Source organism: Aliifodinibius sp. S!AR15-10, from assembly GCF_031569985.1.
In the GTDB taxonomy this organism is placed as follows: Bacteria; Bacteroidota; Rhodothermia; order Balneolales; family Balneolaceae; genus JAMQKA01.
This window is the reverse complement of record NZ_JAMQKA010000018.1, coordinates 42,448-55,372: the sequence shown is the minus strand read 5'-3', so window position 1 is coordinate 55,372 and position 12,925 is coordinate 42,448. Positions and strand designations below refer to the sequence as shown.

General features: G+C 46.7%; 10 protein-coding genes. 5 read left to right on the top strand and 5 right to left on the bottom strand.

Annotation, left to right across the window (positions count from 1 at the left end; translation table 11 throughout):
- Nucleotides 1-211 precede the first annotated feature (211 nt).
- The 3 genes from NC796_RS13325 (at nt 212) to NC796_RS13315 (ending at nt 3,497) form a co-directional block, all read left to right on the top strand.
- Complete coding sequence (locus NC796_RS13325; RefSeq protein WP_310685061.1) at nt 212-1,657, top strand: TlpA disulfide reductase family protein; 1,446 nt, start codon at nt 212-214, stop codon at nt 1,655-1,657.
- A 59-nt stretch (nt 1,658-1,716) separates the two neighbouring features.
- Complete coding sequence (locus NC796_RS13320) at nt 1,717-2,820, top strand: glycoside hydrolase family 3 N-terminal domain-containing protein (RefSeq protein ID WP_310685059.1); 1,104 nt, start codon at nt 1,717-1,719, stop codon at nt 2,818-2,820.
- Nucleotides 2,821-2,912: 92 nt separating this feature from the next.
- On the top strand, nt 2,913-3,497 hold the full coding sequence (locus NC796_RS13315) for a DinB family protein (RefSeq protein ID WP_310685057.1): 585 nt from the start codon (nt 2,913-2,915) through the stop codon (nt 3,495-3,497).
- A 19-nt stretch (nt 3,498-3,516) separates the two neighbouring features.
- Here the strand turns inward: NC796_RS13315 and NC796_RS13310 are convergent, their stop codons facing one another.
- Both NC796_RS13310 and NC796_RS13305 read right to left on the bottom strand, forming a co-directional pair.
- A complete protein-coding gene (locus NC796_RS13310; RefSeq protein WP_310685055.1) occupies nt 3,517-4,476 on the bottom strand; it encodes a N(4)-(beta-N-acetylglucosaminyl)-L-asparaginase in 960 nt (319 codons plus the stop codon).
- A 229-nt stretch (nt 4,477-4,705) separates the two neighbouring features.
- Nucleotides 4,706-5,164 carry a sterol desaturase family protein gene (locus tag NC796_RS13305; protein ID WP_310685054.1) on the bottom strand — a complete coding sequence of 153 codons (459 nt, stop codon included), beginning with the start codon at nt 5,162-5,164 and terminating at the stop codon, nt 4,706-4,708.
- Between the two features lie 204 nt (nt 5,165-5,368).
- Here NC796_RS13305 and NC796_RS13300 point away from each other — a divergent pair, with 204 nt between their 5' ends.
- Nucleotides 5,369-6,067, top strand: a complete 699-nt coding sequence (locus tag NC796_RS13300; protein WP_310685053.1) for a TetR/AcrR family transcriptional regulator — start codon at nt 5,369-5,371, stop codon at nt 6,065-6,067.
- On the top strand, nt 6,067-7,389 hold the full coding sequence (locus NC796_RS13295) for an AarF/ABC1/UbiB kinase family protein (protein WP_310685052.1): 1,323 nt from the start codon (nt 6,067-6,069) through the stop codon (nt 7,387-7,389). Before NC796_RS13300 ends, NC796_RS13295 begins: the two co-directional genes overlap by 1 nt.
- Nucleotides 7,390-8,219: 830 nt before the next feature.
- On the opposite strand, the gene hflC is transcribed toward NC796_RS13295, so the two are convergent.
- From hflC to NC796_RS13280, 3 genes are all read right to left on the bottom strand, one after another.
- Nucleotides 8,220-9,167, bottom strand: coding sequence for a protease modulator HflC (hflC, locus tag NC796_RS13290; protein WP_310685051.1), 948 nt, complete (start codon nt 9,165-9,167; stop codon nt 8,220-8,222).
- Nucleotides 9,168-9,185: 18 nt separating this feature from the next.
- Nucleotides 9,186-10,232, bottom strand: a complete 1,047-nt coding sequence (hflK, locus tag NC796_RS13285) for an FtsH protease activity modulator HflK (protein ID WP_310685050.1) — start codon at nt 10,230-10,232, stop codon at nt 9,186-9,188.
- A 65-nt stretch (nt 10,233-10,297) separates the two neighbouring features.
- Nucleotides 10,298-12,832, bottom strand: coding sequence for a PP2C family protein-serine/threonine phosphatase (locus NC796_RS13280; RefSeq protein WP_310685049.1), 2,535 nt, complete (start codon nt 12,830-12,832; stop codon nt 10,298-10,300).
- Between the last annotated feature and the right edge of the window lie 93 nt (nt 12,833-12,925).

Genomic DNA, 12,925 nt, shown 5'->3' with positions numbered 1-12,925 from the left:
ACACTGGAACTGTTACAAAAAATATTGAAAAATTATTTTGTGCCCGACAGGATTCTTTCTACTGCCTGTGGAGAAAACTTAAAACGGGAAAAACAGTTCTAATAATTTTAAATCTACATAATGTTCAGTAAACAGTTGTTAACAACTGTTTACTGAACAAATATTTTTATTTCTTTAATTTGGCATACAGTCAAACAATTAGCCCAGTCGCATGAAAAGCTGTAAACTCTTGTTATTGACAGGATTCATCGTTGTATTCACCTCCTGTGCACAAACTGATCGATGTTCTATATCAGGTCAGATGGATTATGTCGGTTCTTCTGATATAATGCTGCAAAAACAACAGCTGCACTATAAATACAGTCCAACCACGCAGTATAGAATCCAGCCCCAATCCAATGGGCGATTTCAAGTCAACATACCGGTAGATTCAACAGAAGTTGTAAACTTTGTTATTGATGAGCAACGATACCCGGTCATTGCATCTCCGGGGGAACAGATTGAGCTCAATATCCAGCGGGCGTCATTTCCCAAATCCGTATCAGTCGACGGATATACCCAAGAGTGGGATAAGATGTACACAAGTTTCTTATCCACTGACAATAAAATTCTTCAATCGATTGAAAGAGGACTGCCCGCCTTCCGCAATGGTGAGCCAAATGACGTGTTGGAGCTGTATAAAAACCGTATATCTGTCGCCAAACGACATCTGGGAGACACACCACTTGAAATCTATTATCATAAAGCGATCGGGGAATATCTTGTGAAACGGCTTGAATCGATTAAATATCGGAGAGGACAAGATGGATTTGATCCCGAAAAAGAGCGACAACTCGTTCTGGAAAAGGCTAAGAAATATAACTTTTTTACTTTTGAAGTCCTTGCTAATCAACGGGCAGGGATTCGTGATTTCACCAATGCTTATGCCAACACTTTCGGAGTAGAGCAGCAGATTGAACAACAGTACGGGCAAGAATTAATGCAGTATGATATAAAACGGCTGGGATATTCTACGCTCGATTCTGCGCGAACATCGGTGTTGGATCATATTGAGGGACGAAAAGCCAAAGCCTATGCCCGGATGCACCTGGTAGCCGAACGAATTGGGGAAATGTCCCCCCAAGTGGCCGAAGCAAGTTATCGGGATTATTTGAATGAATACGAGGATTTTCAGGAATATACTGCCTTTCTCAGGGAATTTTATGGTGCAGTAAAAAGTGTCTCTCCAGGGCAGCCGGCCGCTGACTTCGCCCTGCCGAATCAATATGGAGAACTTGTTGAGATGGAGGATTTTGAAGGCAAATATGTGCTGCTTGATTTCTGGGCTCCCTGGTGCATTCCCTGCCTGGATGAATTTCCACACATGCGCGATCTTTACAAGAAATATTCCCGTGATAATTTCGAGATCGTCGCTATCTCAATAGAAGAGGACAGCCTTGTTTGGCGACGTGCAATCCAGCGATTTGAGAATCCCTGGGTGCAACTGTATGGTGGCAACGGATTTGAGCAACATACATTTAAAGAGTATCGAGGCGGGGGAATTCCATTCTATATACTGGTGAATCCAAAGGGAAATATTGAACGTTATAACGATGTGCGGCCTTCCTTTAATCTTGACCAGGTACTCGACAGCCTCATAACCCAACAGGGAACATAGCCATTGACTTATGCCTTCAAATGGTTAGCTTGTGATAAAATTTCATCCGGCACCTTTTTATGATGAGAACGCTTTTATCACTGGTCTTGGCAATTGTTACCTGTGTATCGGGATGTGCACAACCAGCACAAGAAGTCACATTCGAGGATAAAATCGGGCAAATGCTGATGGTGGGATTCCGGGGCACCGAGGTAGATGAGAAGAGCCCGATAGTTGCAGACATCAGAGAAGGGAACATTGGCGGCGTAATTCTTTTTGATTACGATGTTCCGACAGACAGTCCCCTTCGTAATATTCAGTCAGCAGAACAGGTAAAAAAACTGAACCACCAGCTTCAGAATGTCAGTTCCACTCCTCTTTTTATAGCGGTTGATCAAGAAGGAGGAAACGTGGCCCGGCTGAAGACCAAATTTGGGTTTCCCAAAACCGTTACCGCAGAATACCTTGGTTCGCTTAATAATGCCGACTCCACCCGCTTTTACGCACGATATCAATCAGAACTGCTCAACAAGCTGGGATTCAACCTGAATTTTGCCCCCGTTGTCGATCTAAATACCAATCCCAAAAATCCGATTATCGGGAAGCTGGAGCGCAGTTTTTCGGCGGACCCCGATGTGGTCACCAAACATGCCCGTATTGTTGTTGATGAACACCTAAATTCAGGTATAATCCCGGTGTTGAAGCATTTTCCAGGACACGGGAGCGCCTGGAACGACTCCCACAAAGGCATTGCCGATGTGACGGAGACCTGGGAACCTGTTGAGTTAAAACCCTATCAAAACTTAATCGCCAGCGATTCTATTCCGGCAGTAATGACAGCGCACGTCTTCAATGCAAAGCTGGATTCCACCTATCCCGCCACGCTCTCCAAGCCCGTGCTTTCCGGTGTTCTACGGGATAGCCTCAATTTCGGGGGAATTATTTTTTCTGATGACATGCAGATGAACGCAATCCGGTCGCAATATGGGCTACAGACTGCGCTTAAACAGGGCATTAATGCCGGACTCGACGTGCTGGTATTTGCCAATAACTCCATCTTTGAAGAGGACATTGCCCAGCGAGCAATATCCATTATAAACCGGCTGGTGGAAAATGGAGAAATTCCAAAAGAACGGATAGAAGAGTCCTACAAACGGATTATGGAAGTTAAACGTAAGATGTGAGATGTTGGAAGTGAACATCAACCTAAATTCAACTAGCTTGCCCGTATTTTTAGCTATTTTCAGGTCGTTAATTATGCATTAATCATTCAACTATGAGTGATTCTATAGGTGTTCAGCCATATACGTATCAGTGGTTTATAAACCAATTTACGCAGGCCAGGGATCGGTCGATCTCCTTTTGCCAACCCCTAAGTGAAGATATTTTCGTTCAACGTCCGGCCCCCGAAACCTGGAGTATTGCCGAGTGCTATAGTCATTTAAACGAATTTGGCAACCGGTATTTGAGCAATATACGCAGGGGTATGGAGTCAGCAGAAGAAGGGAAGCCATCCAAAAGTTTGGAGAGCGCATTTACTCCACGCCTTATTTGGAAGGGTGTGATTTGGCTGTTCGCTCCACCCTACAGGATGAAAATGAAAACAGTGAAACCGTTCACCCCAAAATCTGTGGCGCTGAAAAAAACGAACGTTTTGGATGAGTTCAATACGTTGCAAAACAACTTTATCGATGAACTTGAGCAGGCACGGATCAAGTCAGTTGACCTGGATAGCGTGAAGGTCTCGAATCCCCTGCTAACATTTATAAAAATGAGACTTGCCGAGTGTTTTGCCGTTGTTGAGGTCCACCAGCGTAGGCACCTGTGGCAGGCGGAACAAATCCTGGACAAACTCCAGTAGCTTTAGGTACCTTTACTTTTTAAAAGCGACTTTTACTCTTTACCAGCTCCTCGGTTTTCATATCGCGAATAGCATATGAATAGCCCGGTTGAATTGAATACCCGCCATACTCACCATTTTTGTTCAATGCAAGGAATCCAACCTGTCCCTCCATCTGTCCTCCGTTATTGCTCACAATCCGGTCAACGGCCTGTTTACATGCCTCGACTGGTGAAGATCCATGACGCATCAATTCAACCACCAGGTGACTGCCCGCAACCCGGATCACCTCTTCGCCAACGCCGGTTGCCGCTGCGGCCCCGATCTCCTTGTCCACGAAAAGTCCCGCACCGATTAGAGGCGAATCCCCAACCCGACCATGCATTTTCATCCCGATACCGCTGGTGGTGCAGGCGCCGGAGAGATTACCCTGTTCATCAAGTGCAAGAATACCTATCGTGTCATGATTGATATACTTGTCCCAGCTTGTAACAGGGAATTCCGGGTTTTTCTTCCAGCTCTCCCACACCTCTCGGGCGTGGTCGGTGAGCAGATTCTCTTTTTTGAATCCCTGTTTCATGGCAAACTGCCGTGCCCCTTCTCCAACCAACATGACGTGTGGGGAGCTTTCCAGAACTTTGCGAGCTACTGACACCGGGTGTTTGATATCCTGCAGGAAAGCCACCGACCCACAGCGCGACTCCTCGTTCATGATGCAGGCATCAAGCGTTACCTTGCCGGTGCGGTCCGGGTAGCCACCATAGCCTACGGAGTGATCAGCAGGGTCGGCTTCCGGAACACGGGCACCTGCTTCTACGGCATCCAGGGCTGTCCCTGCCTTTGAGAGAATATCCCACGCTGCACGATTCGCCTTTCGGTTGTCCCATGTTGAAATGACCACTGGTCCAACCACCTGCTCGCTTTTGCCAGAGAATGAAAACTTGCCAGCAGGTATCAACGCCCCGAGTAATGAAGTCCACAGAAATTTTTTACGATCCATATGTTAAATTCCTATTAATTATGGCTTCCACAAGAAAATTGTAAATCATTGACTTAGAAAATAGATATTACAAAATAAATGCACAGATATTTGGACTTAGCCGGTAATTCACTCAACAGCTCAACAATTCAACGTTTCAACACCAGATCCAAGGGAAATGAATCATACCTTTGACCTTCCGACCTTGGACTTCTCGACCTTAAAGCCCCTTTCATCAATAAATCAACAATTACCGATTATCACTTTTGTATTTGTCATACGGAAACAAGAACAAACCATACGGCTCCTGCCCCTCTTGGTCAACCGACTGGTGGTGACGCTGGTGCGCCCGGCGAATCAGCTGCATAATTTTGCTGTCACTTTTGAACGGCATAAACCGCTTATGTGCAAAAAGATCGTGGATGATAAAATACAGTACGCCGTAGACTGCAATGCCAGTACCGATGGAGAAGGACGCAGAGCCCAGTGGATCCTCCGATCCCCACACTATTAACCCGATGGACACCATAGCAAAAATGAGTGAAAACAGATCATTCATCTCAAACCAGCCGTGCGCGGGCCTGTGGTGAGACTCATGGATATCCCATAAAATCCCATGAAAAATAAAGCGATGCAGCACGTAGGAGGCGATCTCCATCCCGCAAAATCCCAGCATTACAAAACCGACAAACATTAAAATATCACCCATGATCATCACGTTTTTTATCCGTGTTAACCGGCAGAGACTATTATTTTATGCGATGTAAAACTTATCCATCATGAACCTAAATTCTGGAGAGTTTTGCAAAACTTTTGGATTTAATTGCTCGTAGAGATTGTTAGCAGGTATGCATCTGTACAATGCATAAATTTATTGTTGAAAATCATCATGTAAACCGGTGATACTAAAGTCATGGACAACTTTGATCCTGAGATATTTGAGATAAAGTTTACTATTGCGGACGCAGCTGCCAAGCAGTATGAAAAGCAGGGGAAAAATTTTACGCTCCATCGCGTTGCAGAAGAAGTCGACCTGGATGTAGCCAATATTTTTGAGTATTTCCCGAACAAAAAGGCGATTCTGCTATTTTATTATGAGGCGATCATCGTGCGCTACCTGCTGATGCTGCAAGAAATTGAGGGATTTGAGGATTACACGCTGGCGGAAAAGCTCTCCAACTTTGCCTACACCTCGTTCGATCTGTTTGGGGAACACGAGGAATTTGTTCGCCAAACTTTCCGGCCTTTGATTCTATGTTCGTACACAACCACCGAATTCGAAGCAAAATCCCGGCAACTCATTAAAGATTTTTTCACCAGTGATCCCCGAATTTCAATGAGCAGCTCCCTCCTGACAAACGACTACCTCTATAGTTTGCTTTACAAAAAATACACTGCACTAATCCGCTTCTGGCTGAAAGAGGAAAGTGAGGGCAAAGAGGTGAGCATGGAACTCACTGACAAATACACTGTGTTCTTGCAGGAGATCATGTACAACACGACGATCGATAAAGGCTTGGAACTGGCAAAATTCCTGTTCACCAATAATATATTCGGCAGAGGATTTGAATCGATCAAGAAACTGTTCCCCGAAATTGAAATACGAGATTAATGAGTGACGATTTTCCTTCATCTAAATTTGAGCGCGGCAAAATATTCGCAAAGACAGGCCTGAAGCTGGGCACCAATTATGCAAAAAGACATCTCAAAAAGGCGGCCGGTAGGAAAGAATCGAAAGAAGAGAGCAGCCGCTTTCACACCGAAAATGCGCGAGAGGTGTTTGATGAGTTCAGCAAGCTACGTGGGACGGCCCTCAAAATTGCGCAGTCGCTAAGCATGGACCAGGGGATGCTGCCCGAGGAGTTTACCGAAGTTATGGGTGAAGCACAGTACAGCGTGCCGCCGATTAACAAAGCGCTCGCACGGTCGATCATCAAAAAGCAGCTCGGCAGTTACCCGGAACAGGTGTTCTCCTCGTTCAACACCTCAGCCCTGGCGGCAGCCTCAATAGGACAGGTTCACAAGGCCCGACTCAAAGACGGGCGGGATGTGGCGGTAAAAATTCAATATCCCAACGTCCGGGAGACGATCCAGTCGGATCTCGGCATGGCTAAAATCCTGATCAAACGGTTTGTCAAAAAGGGCGCCGATCTCGACGACTATTTTGAGGAGGTTGAATCGACGCTGATGGAGGAGACCGACTATATTCAGGAAGGCCAACAGATCGAAGCATTCAGAAAACGATTTTCGAACGGTGCGGTTGTCACTCCAGAGTGGATTGAAGAACTTTCCACGCAGAAAGTATTAACGATGACGTTTATAGAGGGAAAACACCTGAAGGAATTTCTGCAGACCTCCCCCTCCCAGGAAGAACGTAATCATTTCGGACAATTGTTGTGGGATTTCTTCCACGACCAGGTGGTGCAGCGCGATACGGTCCATGCCGATACTCATCCCGGCAATTTCCTTTTTACCGAAGATGGTCGCCTTGGTGTCATTGACTTCGGATGCGTCAAAAAGTTTCCACTGGAGTTTTCCAACAAGTACCTTCGTCTGCTCCCCATTCACATGGAAGATGATATTGATAAAATCAGAAAACTTTTTATCGACCTTGAGATAACAAAAGAGAACCCGGATGACCCGGAAAAAGAAGAACGCTTCTTCAAATTCTGCATGAATTACGGCCGGGCATTTGCCCAACCCTACAAAAATGACCGGTTTGATTTTGGGGATCCGGAATTCAAGGCGCTGATCAACCGGTTTGCCAAGGAGCCGCCTATCATGAATGAGCCGCGCGGTTCCAAGCACTTCATCTACAGCACGAGGGTGCATCTTGGGCTCTACAATCTTTTGATGAAGCTGGGAGCAGTCGTCGATACCCGAGAAAGTCGCAAAAAAGCCTTGGAAGTTTTAGAGGAAATAGAAGAGAATTAGTTATTGGTCATGAGAAGCCTTTGTGTCATCCTGAACTTGTTTCAGGATCTCGCAAGGTCCACAGCCGTTGTTTCAGTTAAACATTTGAACAACACCACTTGTCCTCAAGAGATAGTCACTTTCCCCTAAACGCGTTATTGACTCCAATCTCGTTCTGTGCCTTTGGTTTAGAACGACAGTGGCCGATGATCTTGCATGTAAGATCATTTAATTTCACATTTCACCCATTGGAATCAGGATGGACAGGATTAAAGGATTTTCTGGATTCTTTCTCAGTAAACATTGCCATCCCTGCAGATCCTCTAATCCTGTAAATCCCGGTTCTTATTTTCCCCCGATGGTCGCGCAATCCCTTTTTCAACCACTACCCTTCCAGTGCCAAAAACCGGTCGCTGACCGGCATGTAGCAGCATTCCGGTTAGCCCGAGGACTATTCCACCAACTGCTCGCTTCCGTCCGCTCTGCGCGGAAGCCCCTCTGACGCTCCGCGTCTCTGTGGCACCATAGGTTATACTGGACGCGGAGCAACGTCCCAATAGGTCCCAACGCAGAGCATCGGGACCAAGCGTGGGATTATTAATAAGAAATCATATATCGAACTGACGTTAAATCAAGCAAAACGTTGCGCAGCATTCAAAAAATGGTGCGCGCCATTGATATCAACGATGCGCAACGTTGAGTGAAGAGTTGCGCAACGTTTAACCAAATCATGCGCATGATTTCCTCTGGTTTATCGCACCTTTTACTTAAAGGGGCATTATCTCCCTGGCTATTTTTTGCGGAGCGGCGCTCTGCATTACATTGTTATTTAAGCAATTGTTAATTGAGATTTAATTACCCATATCCTGCAGGAACTGGAAGAAATCGCTGTTTGTGGAAATTACGATCGAGGTTTTGTCATCGAAGGTATTGCGGTATGCCTCCATTGAGCGGACAAAGCTGTAGAGCTGGCGCGCCTGTGGTGATTTGTCATACGCATTGGCATATACGGCAGCCGCCTCCGCATCTGCAGCACCGCGAATCTCTTCCGCCCGTCGGAAGGCTTCCGACTGAATCTCCTTCAGCTCGCGCTCTTTTTCACCATTGATGCGGGAGGCTTCTCCCTGCCCTTCTGATCGGAATTTCTCTGCAATGCGCTGCCGTTCACTGACCATACGGTCGTATACGGTCTGGCGGACATCTTCCACATAATTAATGCGCTTAAATCGGAAGTCTAGCACCGCCAGCCCCAGATCACTGGCCCGTTTGTTGGCCAACTGCTGGATGGCGGTTTGTATGGAGTCGCGCCCCACTGAAATATCCTCAAGCGAATCCTCCACAACCTCCGAAATAATGCCCTCCTGTATCGGCTCACGGTTGGTGGAGCGAACCAGCTCAACCAAATCATGTGAAGCGATGGCGTTACGGGTCTCCCCGTCAAGGATATCATCCAGGCGGGATTGCGCGCCGCGTTCATCTCTTAGCCGTTTAAAGAACTGCAATGGATCCGTTATCTGCCAGCGGGCGTAAGTGTCCACAAAGATGAACTTCTTGTCCTTGGTGGGTACCTGGTTACGGTCGCCGTCCCACTCCAGGTATCGCTTGTCGAAATAATGAGCTTCCTGAATAAAGGGAATTTTCATCTTCATGCCCGGCTCGGTTTTTACTTCCCCCACCGGTGCGCCAAACTGTGTTAACACTACCTGTTCTGTTTCATCTACGATATAAAAGCCGTCCATGGCTACCAATACAAGGATTACCAAGACAACGATAACTGAAATTCTTGTGAAATTTTTCATGACTTAATTTCTACTTAATTAATTTCCTGAATTATTTGAACCTGAACCGCCGGAAGAGTTCCCTGCCTGCTGTGCCTGCAGATTTCTAACTCCACTGCCATTCATCTGCATCTGCAGCAGGGGCAACACACCGTTCCCGTTTTGATCGGTCACCACTTTATTGCCGATCTTCGGCAAAATTTCTTCCAGTGTTTCCAGGTACAGCCGCTGCTTCGTCACTTCAGGAGCTTTGAGATATTCTGCATACAGATCATTGAACCGAGCGACCTCACCGCGTGCTCGGTTCACACGATCTACCGCATACCCCTCGGCTTTCTGGATTGTCTCCTGGGCCTGTCCGCGCGCTCGTGGAATCACCCGGTTGTAGGCTGATTTAGCTTCGTTAATCAGCGTTTCACGTTGTTGTTGTGCTTCATTGACGTCGTTAAAGGAGGGCTTCACGCGTTCAGGCGGATTCACATCCTGCAATACCACCTGCTCTATTCTTATACCGTTTTCGTATTCTTCACAAATTGACTGAATGAGCACTTCCGCACGGGTCGCGACCTCCGCACGTCCCACGGTAAGTACTTCGTTCACGGTACGATCGCCCACAATCTGACGAATTGCCGCCTCCGAGGCATCACGCAAGGTTTGCTCCGGATTTCTTATTTTGAATAAAAACTGGAACGGGTCGTCCACGCGGTATTGTACTACCCACTCCACATCGGCCAGGTTGAGGTCGCCAGTAAGCATCAGTGACTCATCCCTGTAGCCCTCTTTTTGATATGTGGATTGCACCCCGGCACTTATCGTCCGATAGCCGAATTCAAGCTTCAGCTGGCGTTCTATCGGCACTAACTGTACCTCTTCCACAAAAGGAATCTTAAAATTAAGACCGGGTTCAGTGGTTCGGGTAAATTCACCAAATCGCATAACCACGCCGACCTCCTCCGGATCCACCGTGAAGAAGGATGTGAATGCAAGTACAAAAGCGATTACACCGAGGAGAATAAGCCTCAGGTGACCGCTTAACTTTTTCAATTGATCGGGCATTTCGGGCCCGGAAAATGGTTGATCTGCCATCGATTAGTTCTGATTAATTTAGGTTAAATTTGTAGCTACCAACGTACGGGCTCTGCGTGTCGGACTCAAACTTTAAGGCAGATAATTGTCGTATCGTCAGCTAGCTGATAATCGCTGAATTTTTGGATTTTACGTTTTATATCTAGTGCTATCTCATTACTCGTTCTGTTGTCTGTGTCAAGAGATTCCACCAGTCCAATCAAATTTTCATATCCAAACCGGTTGCCTTCCGGGTCGACCGCCTCAGGGAGACCATCAGAATAGAACAGGAGAAAATCATCTTTTTGCAATGTGGTTTCAAGTGCTTGGTAGAGCACGTGATCTCGCAGTCCCAAGGGAAATTTGGGATTAGGCGTAGCTAAAAACTCAGCTTTCCCATCTCTTTTCAACAGCGGAAGACAGTGACCGGCATTGGCAACAGTCAACTTCTTGGACGCGGGATTATACTGTGCGATGATACAGGTGATAAACGTTTGGGGATCGGTCCTGTGGTAGAGTGTTGGGGCCACCTCGCGCAAAATAGATGCCGGATGATCATTCGATAACCTTGAAAGTAGCAGTCCGCTGGTAAAGACAGCGTGCATCGCCGCTTTCATCGCCTTACCTGATACATCCACAATCGTCATAGTAAGCCCCACCGATTCGGGAGTGCTGTTGCGACTTACAACATAATCAAAATAGTCACCACCGACCTCAAAAGAAGGCAAGAAGAAACCATAGACATCTATCCCCTTAACTGATGGAGGCTGTAGCGGCATTAGTTTAAACTGGCTTTCACGGGCAATTTCAATCTCTTTCTCTACCCGCAGATGATTGGCAATCCGCTCTTGGTATTCCGGTATATAGCCTCCCATTTCCGAAACAGAGGTCCCGTAGCGGTAAGAGGCCACCCCATAGAGGAATGGGAAACCAAGTATAAAGAACTGAACCCACGCGATGTATCCCATATCCATGCTTTCTGCCCCCAGGTATGGAAGCGTAAAGATGGTAACGGCAAAAATCCACCAACCGACTGAAACGGTCAGCAAACCGGCTCGCTCGAATGCATAAATGAGTGCTGGGGCCAGGGCGGTAAAGATTACAATTCGGTACCATATGGTGCTGGTTGTACCAAGCAGTGCGCCCGATCCACCCAGCAAAAGTCCCATTAGCAGGCCGGTGACCAGGTAAAATATTTTTTTATTGGGAATTCTCTTCCGTAAAAAACCGACAGTCACACCCACATGCCCCAGTGCCACCAGCCAGGCGTTAACCCAGCCCGCCATATTGATTGTGAGGAGCCGGGGCGTCAAACTTGGCTCCGTAAAGCCAAACTGGCTGTCCGATTGGTAAAACAGGATTCCCATTACGTAGAGCGCCAGGGCAAATCCACCTAGTAGCACGCCTCCCAACGCAAAGCCGCGAAGCAGTCCGTCGCCGGTTTCCCGGAAGAAAAAACGATACCTCCAAAAAGCATCAATCAGGTGCAGTTGTCTGTCATTGTTTTCACGCGCCGTTGCCTCCCAGCCTATATACGCCAGTGCACCATACAAACCTGTAACCGCCCCAAAGAGCAAAAAATTGAAGAGCAGCACAGTGAACAGGTCATCTGTCAAATAGGAATCGTAGGTATTAATCAGGAAAAGAACTCTCCAGATAAAAATGGCCAGTGTTATGGTTACAAATACAAAGAGTGCTCGTTTCCACTCAACCTGCCCTTTGTTGATGTGCCTGATCCCTTTAAAAAAGACCAGTCCGACCAGTAAGCCCACAGTCAGATAAAGTATGATATAATACCTGTTGTCAAGCGAATACGCTTTTACCAGGTCTTCCGGCTCATTTTGATTAGCCGCTCTGAATGAAATTAGGGAAGCGCCATATTTGATCTGTGTTCCGTATTGCCCGTTGTGCTCCCTTATTTTAGGCTGAATTTCCAATGTCAATTCATCGGGAACCGAAGATACATTATTAATTTTTTGCCAGACAAAGGAGGTATTATTTCCCACATTCGTTTCCGAAAAGTTGAGCGGGCGATTGTTGATACCCGGTTCAGTTGCAGTGATTGAGGTATCCTGGATATCGACACTTCTCAGGCGATACTCAGCCAGGTCATAAGCAAAAATATCTGTGACTATTTGTTGAGCCACCCCCAGCAGGGAATCACCCGGAATAAATGTGGGATTATTAGCCAGGTTGGTTTCTGCTCGACGAACCTGCCCGTTATCATCAAACCTGAGTTTAATGCGTCCAATTCGACTAAACAGGTCGCTCTGCGAGATTGACAGCGTCCCCTCCTGCTCCTCCATACTGCTGCCGATTGTGACCAGCCAACTATTTAAAAAAAGTGATTTATTCAGCTCCTTCGGAGATGGCAGATCTTCATTGACAGAATCTTCCAGGGCTTCATAATAATTCAGATGCTGTGAACGCGTGGTAAGCAGATTAAGACTGTCCGTTGAAAAGCCGAGTTCGCGGGCCAGCTCAACGGTTTTGCTCTCTATTGTGGAACGGCTCAGGTGGATGGGGTTGCCAGCGTTAAAGTCCACTGCCGGACGCAGCAAAAAAAATAGAGCAAATCCCAGGATGCCCACCAAGATCCAATATACCAGACGTTGCCCCATTTTTATTTTATGCGTGATTAATTCTTAAACCGGTTCCCAACTTATATCATATCATAATGTCGGTGAAGCATAAGCAATACTTACATTCGGACA

Excerpts from the sequence above, each read along its gene's own strand:
- NC796_RS13315 (WP_310685057.1), top strand. The coding sequence starts at position 2,913 with ATGAGTGATTCTATAGGTGTTCAGCCATATACGTATCAGTGGTTTATA.
- NC796_RS13300 (WP_310685053.1), top strand. The coding sequence starts at position 5,369 with ATGGACAACTTTGATCCTGAGATATTTGAGATAAAGTTTACTATTGCG.
- hflC (WP_310685051.1), bottom strand. The coding sequence starts at position 9,167 with ATGAAAAATTTCACAAGAATTTCAGTTATCGTTGTCTTGGTAATCCTT.
- NC796_RS13295 (WP_310685052.1), top strand. The coding sequence starts at position 6,067 with ATGAGTGACGATTTTCCTTCATCTAAATTTGAGCGCGGCAAAATATTC.
- NC796_RS13310 (WP_310685055.1), bottom strand. The coding sequence starts at position 4,476 with ATGGATCGTAAAAAATTTCTGTGGACTTCATTACTCGGGGCGTTGATA.
- NC796_RS13280 (WP_310685049.1), bottom strand. The coding sequence starts at position 12,832 with ATGGGGCAACGTCTGGTATATTGGATCTTGGTGGGCATCCTGGGATTT.
- NC796_RS13320 (WP_310685059.1), top strand. The coding sequence starts at position 1,717 with ATGATGAGAACGCTTTTATCACTGGTCTTGGCAATTGTTACCTGTGTA.
- NC796_RS13305 (WP_310685054.1), bottom strand. The coding sequence starts at position 5,164 with ATGGGTGATATTTTAATGTTTGTCGGTTTTGTAATGCTGGGATTTTGC.
- NC796_RS13325 (WP_310685061.1), top strand. The coding sequence starts at position 212 with ATGAAAAGCTGTAAACTCTTGTTATTGACAGGATTCATCGTTGTATTC.
- hflK (WP_310685050.1), bottom strand. The coding sequence starts at position 10,232 with ATGGCAGATCAACCATTTTCCGGGCCCGAAATGCCCGATCAATTGAAA.